This window comes from Pseudovibrio ascidiaceicola (assembly GCF_900114245.1).
In the GTDB taxonomy this organism is placed as follows: Bacteria; Pseudomonadota; Alphaproteobacteria; order Rhizobiales; family Stappiaceae; genus Pseudovibrio; species Pseudovibrio ascidiaceicola.
Map to the genome: position 1 here is coordinate 168,600 of NZ_FOSK01000011.1, position 20,064 is coordinate 188,663.

The 20,064-nt window shown below is 51.2% G+C and carries 16 protein-coding genes; 4 read left to right on the top strand and 12 right to left on the bottom strand.

Going from position 1 to position 20,064, the window contains the following annotated elements; genetic code table 11:
* Positions 1-184 precede the first annotated feature (184 nt).
* The 3 genes from BM231_RS19920 to ilvD all read left to right on the top strand — a co-directional run bounded on the left by BM231_RS19920 (position 185) and on the right by ilvD (position 4,884).
* Entirely contained in the window at positions 185-1,525 is a 1,341-nt protein-coding gene (locus BM231_RS19920; protein WP_093522115.1) for an NAD(P)/FAD-dependent oxidoreductase, read from the top strand.
* Between the two features lie 18 nt (positions 1,526-1,543).
* Complete coding sequence (locus BM231_RS19925; RefSeq protein WP_093522117.1) at positions 1,544-2,845, top strand: NAD(P)/FAD-dependent oxidoreductase; 1,302 nt, start codon at positions 1,544-1,546, stop codon at positions 2,843-2,845.
* A 191-nt stretch (positions 2,846-3,036) separates the two neighbouring features.
* Complete coding sequence (gene ilvD / locus BM231_RS19930) at positions 3,037-4,884, top strand: dihydroxy-acid dehydratase (protein ID WP_093522119.1); 1,848 nt, start codon at positions 3,037-3,039, stop codon at positions 4,882-4,884.
* A gap of 84 nt (positions 4,885-4,968) precedes the next feature.
* Here ilvD and BM231_RS19935 read toward each other — a convergent pair whose 3' ends face one another.
* Positions 4,969-5,619, bottom strand: a complete 651-nt coding sequence (locus BM231_RS19935; RefSeq protein WP_093522121.1) for a peroxiredoxin — start codon at positions 5,617-5,619, stop codon at positions 4,969-4,971.
* Between the two features lie 259 nt (positions 5,620-5,878).
* On the opposite strand from BM231_RS19935, the gene BM231_RS19940 reads away from it, so the two are divergent.
* On the top strand, positions 5,879-6,340 hold the full coding sequence (locus BM231_RS19940; RefSeq protein ID WP_093522123.1) for an SRPBCC family protein: 462 nt from the start codon (positions 5,879-5,881) through the stop codon (positions 6,338-6,340).
* A gap of 53 nt (positions 6,341-6,393) precedes the next feature.
* Here BM231_RS19940 and BM231_RS19945 read toward each other — a convergent pair whose 3' ends face one another.
* From BM231_RS19945 to BM231_RS20000, 11 genes are all read right to left on the bottom strand, one after another.
* Positions 6,394-7,194 carry an ABC transporter permease gene (locus tag BM231_RS19945; RefSeq protein ID WP_093522125.1) on the bottom strand — a complete coding sequence of 267 codons (801 nt, stop codon included), beginning with the start codon at positions 7,192-7,194 and terminating at the stop codon, positions 6,394-6,396.
* Positions 7,187-7,954, bottom strand: a complete 768-nt coding sequence (locus BM231_RS19950; RefSeq protein WP_093522197.1) for an ABC transporter ATP-binding protein — start codon at positions 7,952-7,954, stop codon at positions 7,187-7,189. Before BM231_RS19950 ends, BM231_RS19945 begins: the two co-directional genes overlap by 8 nt.
* Positions 7,955-8,017: 63 nt before the next feature.
* Positions 8,018-9,037 (bottom strand): ABC transporter substrate-binding protein, encoded by a 1,020-nt coding sequence (locus BM231_RS19955; RefSeq protein ID WP_093522127.1) that lies wholly within the window; start codon positions 9,035-9,037, stop codon positions 8,018-8,020.
* Positions 9,038-9,441: 404 nt separating this feature from the next.
* The gene (locus BM231_RS19965; protein ID WP_093522131.1) at positions 9,442-11,604 is read right to left on the bottom strand and encodes an anthranilate synthase component I; all 2,163 of its coding nucleotides are present in this window, start codon (positions 11,602-11,604) and stop codon (positions 9,442-9,444) included.
* Between the two features lie 287 nt (positions 11,605-11,891).
* Positions 11,892-13,046, bottom strand: coding sequence for an acetylornithine deacetylase (argE, locus tag BM231_RS19970; protein ID WP_093522133.1), 1,155 nt, complete (start codon positions 13,044-13,046; stop codon positions 11,892-11,894).
* Positions 13,047-13,118: 72 nt separating this feature from the next.
* Positions 13,119-14,051 (bottom strand): ROK family protein, encoded by a 933-nt coding sequence (locus tag BM231_RS19975; RefSeq protein WP_093522135.1) that lies wholly within the window; start codon positions 14,049-14,051, stop codon positions 13,119-13,121.
* A 67-nt stretch (positions 14,052-14,118) separates the two neighbouring features.
* A complete protein-coding gene (locus tag BM231_RS19980) occupies positions 14,119-14,817 on the bottom strand; it encodes a class II aldolase/adducin family protein (protein ID WP_093522137.1) in 699 nt (232 codons plus the stop codon).
* A gap of 72 nt (positions 14,818-14,889) precedes the next feature.
* On the bottom strand, positions 14,890-16,527 hold the full coding sequence (locus BM231_RS19985; protein ID WP_093522139.1) for an ABC transporter ATP-binding protein: 1,638 nt from the start codon (positions 16,525-16,527) through the stop codon (positions 14,890-14,892).
* A complete protein-coding gene (locus BM231_RS19990) occupies positions 16,524-17,408 on the bottom strand; it encodes an ABC transporter permease (RefSeq protein ID WP_063311930.1) in 885 nt (294 codons plus the stop codon). Before BM231_RS19990 ends, BM231_RS19985 begins: the two co-directional genes overlap by 4 nt.
* The gene (locus BM231_RS19995) at positions 17,405-18,352 is read right to left on the bottom strand and encodes an ABC transporter permease (protein WP_093522141.1); all 948 of its coding nucleotides are present in this window, start codon (positions 18,350-18,352) and stop codon (positions 17,405-17,407) included. Before BM231_RS19995 ends, BM231_RS19990 begins: the two co-directional genes overlap by 4 nt.
* Before the next feature lie 197 nt (positions 18,353-18,549).
* Complete coding sequence (locus tag BM231_RS20000; RefSeq protein WP_093522143.1) at positions 18,550-20,061, bottom strand: ABC transporter substrate-binding protein; 1,512 nt, start codon at positions 20,059-20,061, stop codon at positions 18,550-18,552.
* Positions 20,062-20,064 lie beyond the last annotated feature (3 nt).

Here is a 20,064-nt window from a genome sequence, read left to right on the forward strand (position 1 = left end):
GCAATGTTCTGGCCTGAGAGCATTGGGCTCTCAGGCTGGTTTCAGGTTGAGAAACAGCCAGACCTACCAATATGGTCTAATCCAAAGGTCGACTAAGTGCTTAGGCACTCCCTCGTGCAGTGATATCTTAGTCCTGCTAAGTTCATCGGATTGTAGTTTACAGATCCGATTCCTAGAGGCCTTCATGGCGACCTATACCAGCTCCACTCCCCAACAGTTTTTCGGCGACCTTCCAGAACAGACTGACGTTCTGATCATTGGCGGTGGCGTGATTGGCACCTGCACAGCTTATTGGCTGGCACAAAAGGGTGTGAATGTGACACTCTGCGAAAAAGGCCGCGTTGCTGGTGAGCAGTCGAGCCGCAACTGGGGTTGGGTTCGTCAGCAAGGCAGGGATGCTGCAGAACTTCCCATATCCATGGAAAGCAGCAGGCTCTGGCAGCAGCTGATGAAGGAGACCGGTAAGGATCTCGGGTTTCGCCAGGAGGGTGTTTATTATCTGGCAGAAAAAGAAGAGGACCTCAAAAACTACGAGGACTTTCTTGAACTTGCCAAACAGCATCAACTTGACACCAAACTCCTCAGTAAAGACGAAATCTACGCCAAAATTCCGGGGCGTGACGGCAAATGGATTGGCGGCATGGTCACACCAAGCGATGGCCGCGCTGAACCATGGATAGCTGTACCTGCGATTGGCCGGGCGGCTGAACGGAACGGTGCTGTCATTGTTGAAGACTGTGCAGTACGCACGCTGGAATTCGAAGGTGGCAAGCTCACCGGTGCTGTGACCGAGAAAGGTGCGATCAAAGCAAACCGCGTCTTGATCGCCGCGGGTGCGTGGTCCTCACTCTTTGCGCAAAATCTCGGCGTGTCCATGCCTCAGCTGTGCGTACGGGCAACTGTAGCTGCGACCAAGGCTGTACCTGATCTTTTCAATGGCAACGCAGCAGACGGCACATTTGCGTTCCGTAAAAGAGTAGATGGCGGCTACACGCTTGCGGTCAGTGATATTCATGACCACTACATCGGTAAAGACTCATTTCGTCATCTCTTCAAGTGGCTTCCTGCTGTGAAAGCATCCTTCAAAGGCATTTCTTTTGGCATGAACCCACCCAAAAACTATCCAGATTCATGGGCACATAAACGCCATTGGTCTGGAGATGAGATCACACCGTTTGAAACATGTCGTGTGCTAAACCCTGATCCAAGCCCGAAAGCTCTCAAACGCATTCAGGCTCGTCTGGTTGACCGCTTCCCACAGCTCAAAGGGCTGCAAATGGAAGAAAGCTGGGCTGGAATGATTGATGCAATGCCGGATTTTGTTCCGATCATGGATGAAGTTCCAACGCAAAAGGGCGTGTTTATCGCAACAGGTTTTTCCGGGCATGGGTTCGGTATAGGGCCAGCTGCTGGGCGCATCATGGCAGATTTGCTCATGGATAAACCCGCGCGCTACGACCTGACGCGCTTCCGTTATTCGCGGTTTTCCGATGGCTCTAAGATCGAGCTCGGACCCTTTATCTAACCTCCTTGAGTAAGTGACGTGATTTATTCAGAAAATACACCGCAGCAGTTCCATGGAGAACAGCCGCAGGAAACTGACGTGCTCATCATCGGCGGCGGCATCATTGGTGTTTGCACTGCGTATTACCTTGCTAAGAAGGGCGTAAGCGTCACCCTTTGCGAAAAGGGGCGTGTTGCAGGCGAGCAGTCCAGCCGCAATTGGGGCTGGATCCGCCAGCAAGGACGTGATGAACCGGAGATCCCGCTCTCGATTGAAGCACGCTGCCTATGGGCCGAGCTCAGCAAAGAGACAGAGGAGGACCTCGGCTACAGCGCGACTGGCGTCTACTACCTTGCTGAGAAGCATGAGGACTTGGAAAATTTCGAGAAGTTCGTCGAGCTTGGCCGGAAATATGATCTCGATACCTGCATGATCTCAAGAGCGCAGGTTCATGAAGACATCAAAGGTAAAGATGGGCGTTGGATTGGCGGAATGCATACTGCCAGTGATGGTCGGGCTGAACCCGGACAAGCAACACTCGGCATTGCAAAAGCTGCAGAGCGTCTTGGAGCTGTCATCTGCGAAAACACTGCTGTTCGTACATTGGTAAAATCTGGCGGTGAAGTCGTTGGTGCTGTCACAGAGCAGGGCGAGATCAAGGCGGGGCAGGTAATGCTGGCAGGTGGGGCATGGTCTTCTCTATTCGCCGCCAATGCAGGTATTAAACTGCCTCAGCTTTCCGTGGAGCTGACTGTTGCAGCAACGCAAGTCGTGCCGGATGTCTTCCCGGCAAATGCCTCAGACAACACCTTCGCCATGCGCCGTCGTCAGGATGGTGGCTACACGCTGGCACTCAAGAACAACCAGACCCACCATATCGGTCTGGATTCTTTTAAGTTCTTGAAAGAATGGCTGCCCAACATGGCCGAAAACTTAAAAGGCACCAGCATCAAGCCGTGGTCTCCCAAAAACTACCCTGACCACTGGATGCAAAAACGGCGCTGGACCGGAGCGGACATAACGCCATTTGAAGCCATGCGCGTTCTTAACTCCAAGCCTGATCAGAAAGAGCTGAGAGCTTTAACCGAGGCTCTTGTCGATCGCTTCCCTCAGCTCAAAGGAACGAAACTGCAATCCGCCTGGGGCGGTCTCATTGATGCTATGCCAGACTTTCTGCCTGTAATCGATAGAGCACCAAATCAGAACAACCTGCATATCGTGACTGGTTTCTCTGGTCATGGATTTGGTATTGGACCATCCATCGGACGCCTAATGGCAGACGTGCTCATGGGAAAAAATGCAGGTCATGATCTCTCCAGTTTTGCCTTTAACCGGTTCTAAAAACAGCAAGACTTGAGCCTCTGACAGGTGACACCCGAGAAATGCTCAAGCGATCAGAAGGGGAGAGGCGTACCCGCGGGTACTCTTTTTCTCATTAGTGGTGTAAGCTGAAGAAAAGTTGCCAAATTAGTCCGATAAAACTAACTATACCGCAACGCGTAAAAAACATATTCGCCAGACTGGGGTTTTCGATGCCAAACTATCGTTCGCGCACTTCCACACACGGCCGCAACATGGCAGGCGCCAGAGGCCTGTGGCGGGCAACCGGTGTTAAAGAAAATGACTTCGGCAAGCCAATTATTGCTGTCGTCAACTCCTTCACGCAGTTCGTGCCTGGCCACGTGCATTTGAAAGACCTCGGCCAACTCGTCGCTCGCGAAATTGAGCAGGCTGGTGGTATCGCAAAAGAGTTCAACACCATTGCAGTCGATGACGGCATCGCAATGGGCCACGATGGCATGCTCTACTCCTTGCCATCTCGCGAGTTGATTGCCGACTCCGTAGAGTACATGGTCAACGCACATTGTGCAGATGCCATGGTCTGTATTTCCAACTGTGACAAGATCACTCCAGGCATGTTGATGGCGTCTTTACGCCTGAACATTCCAACTGTGTTTGTGTCCGGTGGACCGATGGAAGCTGGCAAAGTAACGCTCGCAAACGGTGAAAAACGCAAAGTTGACCTTGTCGACGCAATGATCGCGGCAGCTGATGACAACGTTTCTGACAGCGACGTTGAAAGCATCGAGCGCAGCGCATGCCCGACGTGTGGGTCCTGTTCTGGCATGTTCACCGCAAACTCCATGAACTGTCTGACAGAAGCTCTGGGCCTTTCCCTTCCGGGCAATGGCTCCACTCTGGCAACGCATTCTGACCGTAAACGCCTGTTCATCGAAGCTGGTCACCTGATCGTCGATCTGGCAAAACGCTATTACGAACAGGAAGATGAGAGCGCACTGCCGCGTAACATTGCAAACTTCAAGGCCTTTGAAAACGCAATGATTATGGACATCGCGATGGGTGGTTCCACCAACACCGTTCTGCACTTGCTGGCTGCAGCGCAGGAAGGTGAGGTGGACTTCACCATGGAAGACATTGACCGCCTGTCTCGCATCGTACCAGTGCTGTGTAAGGTGGCTCCATCGGTTGCCAACGTTCACATGGAAGACATTCACCGCGCAGGTGGCATCCTCGGCATTTTGGGCGAGCTGGATCGCGCAGGCCTCATCGATACCTCAGTAAAATCAGTACATGCCAAAGACTTGGCTGACGCACTTGAGCGCTGGGATATTAAACGCACAGACAGCACTAGCGTACGAGAGTTCTTCTCAGCCGCACCTGGCGGTGTGCCAACGCAGGTCGCCTTCTCTCAGAGCTCCCGCTATGCTGAAGGCGTAGATGAAGACCGTGAAAACGGCGTTATCCGTTCTAAAGAACATGCCTTCTCACAGGATGGCGGACTGGCAGTGCTCTACGGTAATCTGGCAGAAGATGGCTGTATCGTTAAGACAGCTGGCGTAGACGAGAGCATTCTCTCATTCTCTGGCCCAGCACGCATCTTTGAATCTCAGGATACCGCAGTAAGTGCGATCCTGACTGGTAAAGTGAAAGAAGGCGACATCGTCCTCATTCGCTACGAAGGCCCTCGTGGTGGTCCCGGAATGCAGGAAATGCTGTATCCAACCAGCTATCTCAAGTCCAAAGGCCTCGGCAAAGCCTGTGCGCTCATCACAGATGGCCGCTTCTCTGGTGGCTCCTCCGGCTTGTCCATTGGTCATGTCTCTCCAGAAGCGGCAGAAGGCGGCAACATCGGTCTGTTGGAAGAAGGCGATATGATTGATATCGACATTCCAAACCGTAAGATCGAGATGCGTGTTTCTGATGAAGAACTTGCCTCCCGTCGCTCTGCTATGGAAGCAAAAGGCAATGATGCATGGAAGCCTGTTGAGACGCGTAAGCGCAAGGTTACCACCGCGCTGAAGGCCTACGCTGCCATGACAACCAGCGCAGCCAAAGGCGCAGTTCGTAAAGTCGACTAAGCCTCAGGTTCAATAAGACGTTTAAAAGCCCCGTGGAGACCATCTCTACGGGGCTTTCTATTGTAAGGAGCATGTTTTGAGTGTTTAGCTCGGCGCACTCACATATCGCAGATAGGGTAGGACTGTTTTCACAGAGCCAAATTTGACTTCCGCGTCCTCAGTACTCACAGCTGGAGGTACGATCACATCTTCACCAATAGTCCAGTCAGCAGGCGTTGCAACACCCTTAGCAGACATTTGAAGTCCATCCAGAGCACGCAGGATTTCTGCAAAATTTCGCCCGACGGTCATAGGGTAGGTCATCATCAGTTTCACTTGCTTGTCCGGCCCAATGATAAAGACAGAACGAACTGTTGCTGAATCAGCAGGTGTGCGGCCATCAGGAAGCACATATTCAGCAGGAAGCATGTCGAAGGCCTTGGCCATTTCAAGGCCAGCATCGGCTACAATCGCAAAGTCTGGCTTTGCACCGCCGACGGACTCAATATCGACTTTCCACTTCTTGTGGTCTTCCACGCCATCAACTGAAACGCCAAGGACTTTGGTGTTGCGCTTGGCCCATTCATTACCAAGCTGGGCCACAGCGCCGAATTCAGTCGTACAAACAGGTGTAAAATCCTTAGGGTGAGAGAAAATGATCGCCCAACTGTCTCCAACCCAATCGTGCAGACTTATCTCTCCATGATCAGTGGGAACAGTCAAATTAGGGATCGTGTCGTTTATGCGTAAAACCATGATTTGTCCTCGTCTGATATGGCACTAAGACTGAGATAAGACTGCAATATGCCTTTTTTCGGCCTACCAACATCTTCGTTCAGATTAGCTTTCAGCGAAACAATAAAAGCAAAATGTGGGAACATGCCATCTTTAATTTTTGAAGCAAGAGGTTCTAATCTGTGCCGAAACGTGACGGTGTAAAAGTTTGAGCTTCTGACTCGACAGTTTGTGGATATAAATCTGTCTTATGAAATCACTGAGCAACAGGAGTAGGGGTATGATCACACCAGTGGTGAAAACGATTAGGGTGGACTGTAGTCCGGAAAGAGCCTTCGAGGTTTTTACTGGTGATTTCAGTAAATGGTGGCCAATCCAGACCCATTCTGTCACCGCAATGAATGGCGGTGAACTCCCCGAGATCTTTTGTGAGCGGCAAGAAGGCGGCAAGCTATATGAAGTTGCAAAGGACGGCACACGCCATGATTGGGGAACGCTCAAAATTTATCAGCCTGCCAAAGCCCTTTCGATCCTTTGGCACATCAATAACCCGGAGAGCATGGCAACCTGTGTAGATGTGACGTTTGAGAAGGACGGTGAAGGCACCAGAGTGGTTTTGAGCCATCACGATTGGGAAAAGCTTGGCGAAATTGGCTCCACAATGCGTGAAAGCTATAACAATGGCTGGATCAGCGTGTTTGAGGTGCATTTCAAAAACGCGTGTAACTCCAGTCTCGCTTAGAAAGCAAAACCTCGCTGACTATTCTCCAGCGAGGCCTGTCTGTTTGCGCGGTCTTATCCGCGCCAGTTCAGTAGGGCCTTTTCGGCCTTACCAATCAGCCAGCTGACGCAGAGCCCCAAGATGGAAAGCATCGCGACGCCGACGATCAACTGATCTGTTGCGAATAAAGAACCAGCCATCAACACATAAGCGCCAATGCCATATTCTGCGCCGATCATTTCTGCAGCGACCAGTAGAATAATCGCGATACTTGCGGAGATCCGAGCTCCGGACAAGATCGCAGGTAAGGCTCCAGGCAAAATGATCTTCCGTACGATGGAAAGCCAGCTCATACCGAAGGATTGTCCCATGCGGACCAATCCACGCTCCACATTATCAACGCCGCCATAAGTGGCGATGACTGTTGGGAAAAATGTACCAAACAGGATTGTCGCAACTTTAGAACCTTCCCCGATCCCAAACCAGATGATGAAGAGCGGCAGCAAGGCAATCTTTGGAATTGGGAAAAACGCTGAGGTAAGAGGCAGCAGACTGGATCGTGCCAGTGAGAACAGCCCAATCAACAACCCCACCAAAATGCCGAGTGCGGTTCCAATACTCCAGCCAAAGACAAGCCGATAAAGACTTGTGCTCACGTGCTTCCAGAATAGACCCGAATTATAGAGATCTAAGAAGGCCTGAAACGCTTCTGATGGTGCTGGCAAAACCAGATTGCTGATGATGCCTGTGCGGGAACCAAACTCCCAAAACAGCACTAAAGCCAGAAATACAAATGGAGCAACAAAACGGATCGGACGTGGCTTGAACCCGCCTCCACGAAACGGAACTTTCTTGCGGTTTACCGGATCAGACATCGGCAAGCTCCCTGTCAGCAGCAAGAGCTTCTTCGCGCATCATGTGCCACAACTGCTGCTGCACCTCCTCAAGCTCAGCGGCACGTTCACGGCGCTCATTTAGCGGGATAGAGATCTCTACAACCTCACGAACCTTGCCAGGGCGACGAGACAACACGATGACTTTGTGACCAAGGCGAACAGCTTCTGCAAGATTGTGTGTAACGTAGCAGGCTGAGAATGCCTCACGGGACCATAAAGCCACCAGATCATCCATCAGAAGTTCTCGTGTCTGGCTGTCCAAAGCTGACAGAGGCTCATCCATAAGAAGAAAGGCAGGGCTAACTGCCAACGCTCGCGCAATTGCTACACGTTGCTTCATCCCTCCGGAAAGCTGGTGTGGAAGTGCATCATGAAACTCTGAGAGGTTGGTGCGTGCAAGGACATCATCAATGATCGCCTTGCTCTGCTGTTTAGAGAGCTTGTGGTCCTCAAGCACCAAAGAGATGTTGCCGGCCACAGTGCGCCAAGGCAACAGCGCGAAGTCCTGAAAAATATAGGTGAGAGGGTTGAGAGACCCTTCTGGTGCCTGGCCTGCAATGTAGGCAGCGCCCTTGCTCGGCTCTTCGAGACCGCCCATCAGACGCAGCAGCGTAGACTTTCCGCAACCAGATGGTCCGATGATCACGGCAATTTCACCGGGTTCAAAGGTCAGGTTGATATCATTCAGGACCTCGACAGAGCCGTAGGCATGCGAGAGTTTTTCAATGGAAATTTGCATGTAATCCAACCGGATTATGGGAAAAGGCATTGCCCACTCGCAGCGGGCAATGCGTATGTTGGATTAGAAGGTTTCGACGAACTTCACATCAACCAGCTTATCGAGTGTTACGCCTGCTGGTACCAGCTTCTCGCTCTTGAACCAGTTAAGCTGATCTTCCACACTCGCCATGTTTAGCGCAGCACCTTCGTTAAGACGCATCGCACCATTGCGAATGGATGGAGCAGCTTTCTCATATGGACGATCAGCATAGACGTACTTATGAATGAGCTTCACCATGTCTTCCGCGGTTGCATCACCTGCGGATTTGTCTACCAGAGCCGCGTTAAAGTCAGCCGCGCCTTTGGAGTAGGCACCGAGGAAGGTTTTAACCAGCTCAGGATTGTCATTAATGTTCTTCGTAGAAGTGAAGACAGTGGTTACCTGATAATTTGGCACGTAATCAGAAACTTTACCGATCATCTCCACCTGAGGTGACTTGGCTAAACCCTTTGCGATGTGCGGAACAATAGACCACGCATCAATCTGACCACTCTTCAGTGCCCCAATCACTGCGCCAACCTTCTGAAGGGGACGGATCTTGATGTCTTTGCGGTCAAAGCCCTCTTTATCCGCAATCTTATGTGCCATGTAATGGAAGGATGAACCTGCTGTCGTCACACCAAAGCTCTTGCCTTTCAGATCAGCTGGTGTCTTCAGGCCTGCATCAAACGCGGCTTTGGAAGCAAGGATCATCTGGCCGTCAATGCCAGCTTCTTCCTGCAATGCGCCGCCAACAACTTTCACTGCGCCCTTGTCTGCAAGACTAATCAGGCCACCGGAAATCGCTGTAAGGCCGAAGTCCACATCGCCGGAGGCAATTGCAAGCGCCATCGGTTGCGCAGCCTGAAAGAACTTGAACTCAACTTCCAAGCCTGCTTCGTTGAAATAACCCTTTTCAAACGCAACAAAATTCGCTGCATGAGAAGTGAAGCGCAAGGCGCCGACCGTGATCTTCTCTGCTGCAGTTGCTGTAGTCGCAAACGTTCCTGTTAGAACCGCTGCGCCCATCAAAACGCCGCTTAAAATACCGCGTACCTTCATTTTTATCCTCTTAAGTGAACCTTGAGAGCAAACTCTCGTCAATCAAAGCGTATTCCCGAAAAGTGGCAATTGGTTTTCGGCAAAAACACGCAGGAAAAATCTTTTGCAGCCTCTGGATCTCTATAAAAACAACTGCGCCAATCACTTCAATCGTGCATAGATTAGTCATATAACGCAACCCGGCGCACATGAGACTTGCAATATTCTCAATCTGAACAGGTTCACTGTCGCTATCTAGCGCATTTATATGCTGCAATTCACCAATAATGCGACCAAAAATGCTTCTAGGTTTCGTGCAGATAAACCATCTGTACAAAACTCTAGGGAAAAGGCTGGAAGTGATCGCTCAATCCCAGCCTTTGATTTGGTCCAATTGATGAAATCAATTTGGTCAGAGACCAGATCTAATCTCTAGCAAGAAGCTTGATCATCACATTTTCAATGATCTTGTGACCGCCGTCTTGATCTAAGGACATGATGGACTCCGGATGGAACTGAACGGCGCCAATAGGCTCGTTCTTGTGTTCAATTGCCATGATCACGCCGTCTTTGGTTTCTGAAGTCACTTCAAAACAATCTGGCAACACATCCCGCTTAGCGAACAAAGAGTGATAACGGCCAACACTGACAGGTGAACTCAGCCCATCAAACAGCTTGGAGCTGTGACTAAAGGAAACAAGAGATGGCTTCCCATGTACAGGAACATCAAGCTGATCCAACTCACCACCAAATGCTTCGGTCAGCGCCTGCAGACCAAGACACACACCAAAGATTGGGAGCTTGCGAGCACGGGCTCTTTCGATGGTAGCCCGACAGTCAAAGTCCTTCGGAGAACCTGGGCCAGGGGATAGAACGACCAGATCCGGGTTTACCTGATCAAAGACTTCATCCAGCACCGGACTACGATAGGTGACAACCTCAGCACCTGTCTGCCGGAAGTAATTTGCCAGTGTGTGTACGAAGCTATCTTCGTGGTCGACAAGCAGAATCTTTTTACCTTTGCCCGGCTTAGCTTTAACAACTTCCTCTTCAGCGGTAAGTGCAAGTCCAGCCTCGCGAACAGCAGCAATCATGGCAGACGCTTTCAGCTCGGTCTCAGCTTCTTCATCCTCTGGGATACTGTCATAAAGCAGCGTCGCACCAGCACGGATCTGAGCCACACCATCCTTGATGCGAACAGTGCGCAGCGTCAGTCCGGTGTTCATGTCACCATTAAACAGCACTGCACCGATTGCGCCGCCATACCATGCACGAGAGCTTTTCTCATGGTCTTCGATAAACTGCATGGCCCAACGCTTTGGTGCACCAGTAACAGTTACAGCCCATGTATGAGAAAGGAACGCATCCAACGCATCCTTACCATCAAGCAGAGTGCCTTCAATGTGATCCACGGTATGGATCAGACGGGAATACATCTCGATCTGACGACGACCAATCACACGGACAGACTCTGGAACACAGATGCGGCTCTTATCGTTCCGGTCCACGTCAGAACACATGGTCAATTCCGCTTCATCCTTGGCAGAGTTCAGCAGCTTGCGGATTTGCGCTTCATCTTCAATCGCGTTCTTGCCACGGCGGATCGTGCCGGAAATAGGGCAGGTCTCCACACGGCGACCACCAGTCACCCGTACATACATCTCAGGAGAGGCGCCAACCAGATACTCGGCGTTGCCTAGGTTGATGAAGAAGGAATAAGGCGAAGGGTTGATCTGCTGCAAACGTCGCGAAACAGCGGATGGCGGGTTTTTGCAAGGTTCATAGAACACTTGCCCGGGAACGGTCTCAAACAGATCACCGCGCTTGAAGTAATCGACTGCAGATCGCACCAGATCCGCATACTCACCCGGCTCATGGTCTCCACGAGCAGGAGTTTCAGTCGCAGCCTTATAGGGCGTCTCTTCACCATCACGTGGCAGACCGTCTGTCGTCTTGGCGTTGTACTCAAAATCGTATTCCAGCACATGGGCCTTGCGGCCGTAGTGGTCAACAATCAGGATTTCATCGGGCAGAAACAACACCATGTCCCGTTGGTCGTCAGGGCGCTGCAGTTTCTGATTAATTGGCTCAAACTGGAACGTCAGATCATACCCGAACGCGCCATAAAGCCCGAGCTGGTCATCATCACAGGAAAACAGATCAACAAGAGTACGTACCACGGAGAAGGTTGAGGGCTGGCGGGAGCGCTCTTCCTCTGAAAAGGCTCTGTCTGGCGTCTTGATGGTCAGATCAATGCGATACTCACCTGCATTGAAATCCGCGATGTCCTCGTGATCGTCCAATGCGCCTTGAACGGCAGGCATCAACACGCGTCCACGCTCGTTCAAAGCTTGAATGGTAATCTTGCGGTCGTTGGATTCGATCAGCAGCGGTGGGTTGGCCAGCGCCATATCCCAGCGCGTGTAGCGGCCCGGATATTCGTAGGAAGAGGAAAGCACAGCACCGCGTTGACGGTCCAGTCTGTCCATCCATTCGCTTGTACCAGCGGCATAATCAGCATTTCGGCTTTTACGGCGGATGATAACGCCGCCTTTGCTCTTATAAGTCCGTTCTGCCGTGATCGGCATGGTCAATCCTCCGGGTCGTGCACACCTGTTTTTGATGTTTGCGAGGCGGTAGATACAACAAAGCCGCCTGCAGAAAATGCGGCGGCTTGGAAATTACAGGTCAACAAGACATGCGTGTTCAGCCACCGTCACCGGCGCCACCACCACAGCATGTTTTGTGCTTGCATAGTCATCATGCGATTTTCATAACCTAAGGAGCTCATAGGTGCAACTCCTGAAACAAAATTGCACCCAGCAATGAAAAGAAGAGCCCTTCAACCCATCGTGAAGAGCTCTCCAACCTCAGCTTAAGCACACGCGTGTTGGATCAGGCGGTCTAGGAAACCGTCGCATTTGTCGAGTTCGGATTGCTTGATGTACTCGTCTGGTTTGTGGGCCTGCTCAATGCTGCCCGGGCCACACACCACGGTTGGGACTTTCAAGATGGTCTGGATCAAGCCAGCTTCCGTGCCATAAGCAACTTTTGCATGGTCATTGCGGCCTGCCAGTTTCTTCGCCAGAATGGTCACATCCGCTTCCACTTCTGTATCCAGTCCTGGGATCTCGGAGTAAGGAATGAGCTCGATATTTGCATCTTCCGAAACTTTGCGCATTTCAGGAAGAAGCTCTTCTGTGGCAAAACGCCTGATCTCGTCCATGCATGCCTGCAGGCTTTCGGTAGGCAAAACGCGGAACTCAAAAATTACTTCGCAGTGTTCCGGCACAATGTTGAGTGCAGTTCCACCTTTCATGACACCTGTGTGAGCGGTGGAGTACGGTAGATCAAACAGATCATCACTAGGACCTGCTGCCAGTTCCCGTGCCATCTCTTCCAGTTTTGCTACAAGGCGAGCACCATAGTGCACGGCGTTCACGCCCTGCGGTGCGAGGGAAGAGTGGCAGGAAAGGCCGGTAAACACAGCGCGGTATGAGGCTTTGGATTTATGTGCCACCACAACCTGCATTTCAGTCGGCTCACCAACGAAACAGGCTTCCGCCTGAAACCCTTCGCCAGCCAACTTATGAAGCACAGGCTGAACGCCAGTGCAGCCAGTTTCTTCGTCATAAGAGAACATAAGGTGGAACGGCTTGTTCAGCGATGCCTTGAGCATCTCTGGCACTTTGGCAAGAGAGCACGCAACAAAGCCTTTCATGTCGCAGGAACCGCGACCGTAAAGCAGACCATCTTCTTCGCGAAGGGAGAACGGGTTGCTTGTCCAGTCTTGTCCTTCGACCGGCACTACATCTGTGTGGCCTGAAAGAATGTAACCATCGGTCCCATCTCCACCGATCGTCGCAAACAGGCTCGCCTTCTCACCTGTCTCGTCTGGCAGTATGGAAGAAGAGACCCCCAGATCATTAAGATACTCTTCGATCCACTTGATCAGGGGGAGATTGGTTTTTGCGCTGACCGTGTCAAAGCTAACCAGCTTTGCAAGGATTTCTTGGCTTGTCATTGTCATGGAAATTTCTTTCAGGAAATCGGAATCGTGAGTTCTGACTATAGAAAGAGAAATCCATAAGGAAAAGTACGTTTACGAGCTTTCGTTGACATGCCGTAGCGTTGTTTCGCCCTTACCCCACAGCCATGCCGCACCGCGCACACCAGAGCTGTCGCCGTGTTTGGCCTTGCGGATATCAAAATCATAACCATCAGAGAAAATGTAAGGACGCATTGCAGCAGGAAGATCCTTGTAAATCTCTTCCACGTTAGACATGCCACCAGCCAGTACAAAGCAGTCAGGATCTAAAATGTTGGCTGCCATCGCCAAGGCACGGCCCAAGCGGCTTACATAACGCTGATACGTGCCCATGGCAGCTTCATCACCAGAGCGCATCAACTCAATGATCTCGCTGCCCTTAAGAGCCTTTCCAGTGGCATTTTCATAATCCCACTGGAAACCTGTGCCAGAGCACAAAAGGTCAATCGTACCGTGGTGTCCAGTCCAATTGAGTGGCCCCGGGAACTCGCCTTCTTGCATCCATGGCACTGTGACGTTTCCCCATTCGCCACCAATGCCATTCGCACCTTTATGAGGACGTCCATTAATCGCTATGCCTGAACCACAGCCAGTGCCAATGATGACACCGTGAACAACACCGCATCCTGCTCCGGCACCGTCAATGGCCTCAGATACTGCCATACAATTGGCGTCGTTCTGAATGCGCACTTCACGGCCAAGGGCATCGCACAGATCTTTGTCGAGAGGTTTCCCGTTCATCCACGTGGAATTTGCGTTCTTAACCAGTCCGGTACTTGGAGAGATGGACCCAGGAATACCAATGCCTACTGTCCCAACTTCGCCCGTCGCCGCTTCAGTTGCTGCAACAAGTTCGATAACAGCTTTTACGCAGCCTTGATAATCGTTCTTGGGAGTTGGAACGCGCTTGCGAAACAGTTGTTCACCTTCGTTAGAAAGTGCCAGCGCTTCAATTTTGGTACCACCCCAGTCAAGTCCAATTCGCATGTTCCAATCATTCCCCCGTTACATGCATAAAAGGCCTAAGCCTCTGCATTTTTTGTTGTCTTCTGGCTTAGTCGCGTCGCTGGGGCATTTCAAAAGCACCTGCGTCGTCTCCATCCAATGTATCCAGCTGTTTACCGTAGCTTTTAAATTTTCTCAAAATCTCTTTCATCTCAGCAGGACAAAGAGGTGCAGGTTCACCCAGAACCAGCGCAGATAAATACTGATCTGCCAATGCTTCCACTTCACCGGCAAGCCCAAGCGCCTTGTGTAGCGAAGGGCCAAAAGCAATCTGACCATGATGCGCCAAAAGACAGGCAGTCCGGTCTTCAAGCGCATCGATCATTGCTTTAGAGAGGGCTTTGGTCCCGAACGTTGCGTAGTCTGCACATTTGATCTGATCTCCGCCAGCAACCGCTACCATGTAATGAAAAGCTGGAATGCCTTTATTATGAGTTGAAAGCGCAGTCGCTCTGGCTGAATGGCAGTGAACAACAGCCTCTGCATCTTTGTAGTTGCGGTAAATATCCATATGCATACGCCACTCAGATGAAGGCAGAAAATCTCCAAAATATCCGCCCTCAAGATCCATGAAGACAATCTTTTTCATCTCTAGATCTTCGTAAGGAATGCCAGAAGGCGTAATCAACATGCCATTGTTATATCGGACGCTTACATTGCCAGAGGTTCCATGTGTCAAACCAGTGCTTTGTAAAGCACGCGCCGTTCTTATTACTTCCCGGCGAAGCTGGTTCTCAGCTGTTGTCATAACATGTCTCCGCTTGCTGTCGCCTAGGCAAATGTAAGGCTAGCCGCACAGGTTTGTTTCAGGCAATAGCGCTCAATGCGTGTGCTTGTTCTCTTTTTCTCTGCGCCTGCGCAAGGCTTCATTGAGGTCTGGCGCAGCAGAGACAAGGATACGTGTGTAAGGGTGTTTGGGATTGGAAAAGACTTCTCCGGTTGGACCTTCTTCAACAATCCGGCCAGCGTTCATCACAATCACCCGATCAGTAATGGCCTGCACGACAGACAGATCATGTGAAATGAACAGATAAGCCATACCCAGCCGATCACGCAAATCTGCAAAGAGATCCAGAATTTGTGCTCTGATGGAAACATCTAGGGCTGAGACGGGCTCATCTGCGACGATCAGGCTTGGATTGGTGACCAGCGCACGCGCAATTGCGATACGCTGCCTTTGGCCGCCAGAAAATTCGTGCGGATATTTGTTGGCATCTGCGGAAGAAAGCCCCACGCTTTCCAAAACCTCATGAACGCGTTTTTTACGTTGAGAACGAGACAGTTCGTTACGCATCAAGTGCAAAGGTTCTCCAACGGTACGTTCAACCGTATGCCGTGGATCAAAGCTTCCATAAGGGTCCTGAAACACAGCCTGAATGCCCAGTTGCAAATCCTGACGGTCTTTTCGTGAAACCGAGTAGGGGTCTTTGCCAAGAAACTGGATATGGCCTGCGTTTGGCGGTGTCAGTCCCAAAATAGTGCGCGCCAGGGTGGACTTGCCACATCCACTTTCACCCACCAGTCCCATGCTCTGACGCGGCGCAACGTGGAAGGAAACGTGTTGTACGGCCCTGTGCCATTGTCTGCGTGTGAAGATGCTGGCGCGAGGGAGAGGATATTCCCGCAGTACATTGCTCACCTTCAAGAGCGGCTGCGTGATCTCGTCAACCGGCTCTTGTCGTGGAACAGGTACGTGATTTGAGGCTTCAAACAGCTTTTTGGAATAGGGATGAGAAAGATTGTCGAACAGCTCGCAAGTTGGACCTCGCTCAACAATCACTCCATCCTTCATAATCGCAACAGTGTCTGCCATGTCTGCAACAACTGCCAAATCATGCGAAATGAGCAACATGGCCATCTGTTCTTTGCGCACGATGTCTTTCAGCAATGTCAGGATCTGCGCCTGAACTGTCACATCAAGTGCTGTGGTCGGCTCATCTGCAATCAGCACCTTGGGCTTACAGGCAATGGCGATGGCGATGACAACGCGCTGCCTCTGTCCGCCGGAAAGCTGGTGAGGGAAACGATCAATCAAACCATATTCAAGACCCAGGCCTACCCGTTCCAGAACATCGATAGTCTGGTCCATTGCTTCTTTGCGCGTAAGACCCTGATGCCAGCGAAGGCCTTCAGCAACTTGCTCGCCAATGGTGCGGGTTGGATTGAGAGCGGTCAGCGGTTCCTGGAAGACCATAGAGATGTCTTTGCCGCGGACATGGGTCATCTCTGTGTCCGTAACACGTGTGAGGTTCTTTCCCTCAAACATCAGATCGCCAATCTGATGAGCACCCTCTGGTAATAGCTGCATGGCAGAGAGCGCACTCATGGATTTGCCAGATCCACTTTCGCCAACAAGACCGAGGATTTTGCCCTGCTCAAGGTCAAAGCTCACATTGCGCAGGATCGGCTTGCCAGAAATGGAAACGCAAAGGTCAGTGGCGGAAAAGACAGAAGTCACGCAACTCGCCTCCGCATCTTGGGGTCCAGCAAATCCCGTAGTCCGTCGCCAAGCAGGTTAAAGCCGAGAACGGAAAAGATAATCGCAAATCCTGGATAAAGAGCCAGCTGTGGTGCAAAGGCAACCATGGTCTGGGCCTCGTACAACATGCGGCCCCAACTCGCCATGGGTGGTTGCGTCCCCAAACCAAGATAGGAGAGACCTGCCTCTGAAAGGATTGCAAGAGAAAGCTGGATGGTTGCCTGCACGATCAACAAATTAGCAATGTTCGGAATAACGTGTTCCAGAGTGATCAAAAACGAGCTCTTGCCGGAAAGGCGGGCGGCAAGCAAAAACTCGCGTCCCGAAAGAGACAAGGCACCGCCACGAGCGACGCGGGCAAAAACCGGAATATTGAAGATGCCAATCGCAATCACAGCGTTGATAGTACCCGGTCCGAAAATAGATGTGATGAGCACGGCAGAGAGCAGAGAAGGAAATGCGAAAATCAGATCATTGGTGCGCATCACCAGTTCTTCCAGAAAACCCTTTTGGGCCGCAGCCAGAAGTCCCAATGGCACGCCAATCAGCATACCGATGCCAACAGCAATCAACGCTACAATGATGGACGTGCGTGCGCCAACCATCAGCATGGAGAAGATATCGCGACCATACTGATCCGTCCCAAACCAGAATTCAGAACTCATCGGTTTAAGGCGCTTTGAAACATCCAGAACATCGATCGCATAGGGTGTCCAGAAGACGGAAGTAATCCCTGCGATGAGAATAACGAGAGCAAGCACTGCTCCGATCACGAAAGAGCGGCTGTGAAGGGCCTTCTTCCAGATGGAGATTTCGTCAAAACTGGCGAGCGACGGATAACTTGGGAGTTCCTGATTCATGCACGTCGCCTCAGTCTTGGATCAATGGCTGCATAGGCGATGTCGACGAGAAACGTCACAAAGATTGTAAGAGCAACGAGCAGCATGACACTGCTTTTCACCACGATCAGATCGCGCTGAGTAATACCCTGGAAAATCAAACGCCCTAAGCCTGGCAGGTAGAAGAGGTTCTCAATAATCACCGTACCTGCGATCAAGAAAGAGAATTGAAGGCCCAAAATAGTCAGGACCGGAATAAGTGCGTTGCGCACGCCGTGTCTCCAAAGCGTGGCTTTGTTGGAGAGCCCTTTAGCACGTGCTGTACGGATATAATCTTCATGCAACACATCCAGCAGGGCTGAGCGCATCACGCGCGCCAGAATACTCGCCTGTGGCAAAGCCAGTGCGATAACAGGCAACAACAGTGCCTGCAGTGAGCCAAAGAAACTCACATCCCAGCCCGGGAACCCGCCAGATGGCAACACCCGCAGCACGATTGCAAACACGTAAACCAGCAAGATTGCAATCCAGAAATTTGGAATTGCAATGCCGATCTGGGCAACAGACATAATGCCTGTGTCGATGATCTTGCCATGATAGCGGGCGGAGTAAACGCCAATTGGGATGGCTATAACTGTCGAGAGGATTAACGCGCCAGTTGCAAGCGGAAGGCTGACCTGGATGCGTTCGCCGATTAGTTCAGAAACAGGAACCGAATAGGTGTAACTTACACCAAATTCACCCTTCAGCATGCCCAGTAACCAGTTCACGTAGCGGGTGGATACAGGAGCGTTAAGACCAAGTTCAGCACGCAAAGCCGCTAATGTGTCTGCCTGAGCATTCAGCCCAAGCATCACCTCAGCCGGATCACCGGGAATAACCTCAAGCACAACGAAGATGACGAGGCTTGCGGCCAGTAGAGTTGTCAGTAAGCCTATGAGACGAAGGAACGCAAACCAGAGCATCGGACAAATCCGCAAAACCAATCAAACTTGCGTTGCACAAGCAAATTGCACAATGAGAGAAAAGGGTTACCCCTAAAGTAACTGTCAGTTTGGCAACCGCTTAAACCAAATAATTTGGAATAGCAATTGAGAAGGACTGCGATTGCGGTTGCAACCGCAGTCCTGTGCAAATATCTACGTGTATTTGCTAGGTGTTTTTAGTTATTTGCCCAATAGACCTGTGACAGATCGTTACCCGGTGTCGGGGAGTTTCGCCAAAGCCCCTTCACATTGGCATTCCACACAGCAGACTTCGCCAGCTGGAACAGGTAGACGTTTACAGCATCCTCGGAGATGACTTGCTGTGCTTGCTTCAATAGCTCATACCGCTTCTCTTCATCAACAGTCACATTCAGCTCTTCAATCAGTTGCTTGAAGGCATCGCTGTTGTAATTGAAGTAGTATTTATCGCGTGCATAGATACCAATATCCATTGGCTCAACATGAGAAACGATCGTGAAGTCGTAATTGGTCTCCTTGAAGACCTCGGAAAGCCACTGTGCCCATTCAACAGGAATGATCTTCAGGTCAATGCCGACTTTTTTCAGGTCAGAAGCAATCAGCTCACCGCCGCGGCGCGCATAGGTTGGCGGCGGCAGTTTCAGCGTCGCGCTGAAGCCATCTGGATACCCTGCTTCGGCAAGGAGTTCTTTTGCTTTTACTGGATCGTAAGGGTAAAGCCCTGTCAGATCATTATAAGCTGGATGGTGCGGAGCAAAGTGCGTTCCAATTGGCGTACCAAGTCCAAACATAGCCCCGTCAATCAATGCTTGCTTATTGACCGCATGCGAGATTGCCTGACGCACGAGCTTGTTCTTGAGTGGGCCACGGGCGTTGTTCATCGCGAGGATGGTTTCACCCTCAGTCGTGCCAATCGCAACTTCAAAGCGTGGGTCCGCTTGAAACTGTACGATAGTTTCAGGAGCAGAAAATGTTGGGAACGCATCCAGATCGCCAGAGATCATAGCAGCAAAGGCGGCATTAGGATCAGAGATGAAACGGAAAGAGGCTTTATCCAGCTTTGGTTGGTCTCCCCAATACTGGTCGAAACGGGAAATCCGAATTTCCTGCCCCTTCATCCAACGGTCAAACTTGAACGGTCCGGTACCCACTGGTTTCGTTTTATTCGTTTTAGCCGTTTTAGGAGATACAATCACCGCATCGCCCCAGGCCAGATTGTAAGCAAGATTTCCGCTTGGCGTAATGAGCTTGATATCAACGGTTTGCGGATCTACGACAACCACATCAGAGATCGCTGCAAAGAGTGGCTTTTGTGCATTTACGCTGCCTTCAGCGCGCGCACGATCCAAGGAAAATTTCACATCATCAGCAGAAAACGGCGTTCCATCATGAAAGAGGACATCCGTCTGCAAATGGAAGCGATAGGTCGTGCCATCTTCGCTCACATCCCATGACTTGGCGAGAGAGGGCAGAACACTTCCGTCTGGGCCGATACGCGTCAGGCCTTGAAAGACGTTTTGATAGACCACTTCATCGATAGCAGCTGCAGCCCCTGCAGTTGCATCAAGATGCGGTGGTTCGAGTACCATTCCCAAAGACAGGGAAGATTTGGCTTCAGCAGAACCGTGCGCACCTGTTAGTGCAGCAAGGACGAAGGCCGCGCCTCCGGCAAGGCAAAGCAGCCGGCTTTTTAATGACTTTGCATGCATTCC

Bases quoted from the DNA above. Each gene is read 5' to 3' on its own strand.
- BM231_RS19920 (WP_093522115.1), top strand. From the start codon at position 185: ATGGCGACCTATACCAGCTCCACTCCCCAACAGTTTTTCGGCGACCTT.
- ilvD (WP_093522119.1), top strand. From the start codon at position 3,037: ATGCCAAACTATCGTTCGCGCACTTCCACACACGGCCGCAACATGGCA.
- BM231_RS19935 (WP_093522121.1), bottom strand. From the start codon at position 5,619: ATGGTTTTACGCATAAACGACACGATCCCTAATTTGACTGTTCCCACT.
- BM231_RS19940 (WP_093522123.1), top strand. From the start codon at position 5,879: ATGATCACACCAGTGGTGAAAACGATTAGGGTGGACTGTAGTCCGGAA.
- BM231_RS19945 (WP_093522125.1), bottom strand. From the start codon at position 7,194: ATGTCTGATCCGGTAAACCGCAAGAAAGTTCCGTTTCGTGGAGGCGGG.
- BM231_RS19950 (WP_093522197.1), bottom strand. From the start codon at position 7,954: ATGCAAATTTCCATTGAAAAACTCTCGCATGCCTACGGCTCTGTCGAG.
- BM231_RS19955 (WP_093522127.1), bottom strand. From the start codon at position 9,037: ATGAAGGTACGCGGTATTTTAAGCGGCGTTTTGATGGGCGCAGCGGTT.
- BM231_RS19965 (WP_093522131.1), bottom strand. From the start codon at position 11,604: ATGCCGATCACGGCAGAACGGACTTATAAGAGCAAAGGCGGCGTTATC.
- argE (WP_093522133.1), bottom strand. From the start codon at position 13,046: ATGACAATGACAAGCCAAGAAATCCTTGCAAAGCTGGTTAGCTTTGAC.
- BM231_RS19975 (WP_093522135.1), bottom strand. From the start codon at position 14,051: ATGCGAATTGGACTTGACTGGGGTGGTACCAAAATTGAAGCGCTGGCA.
- BM231_RS19980 (WP_093522137.1), bottom strand. From the start codon at position 14,817: ATGACAACAGCTGAGAACCAGCTTCGCCGGGAAGTAATAAGAACGGCG.
- BM231_RS19990 (WP_063311930.1), bottom strand. From the start codon at position 17,408: ATGAATCAGGAACTCCCAAGTTATCCGTCGCTCGCCAGTTTTGACGAA.
- BM231_RS19995 (WP_093522141.1), bottom strand. From the start codon at position 18,352: ATGCTCTGGTTTGCGTTCCTTCGTCTCATAGGCTTACTGACAACTCTA.
- BM231_RS20000 (WP_093522143.1), bottom strand. From the start codon at position 20,061: ATGCATGCAAAGTCATTAAAAAGCCGGCTGCTTTGCCTTGCCGGAGGC.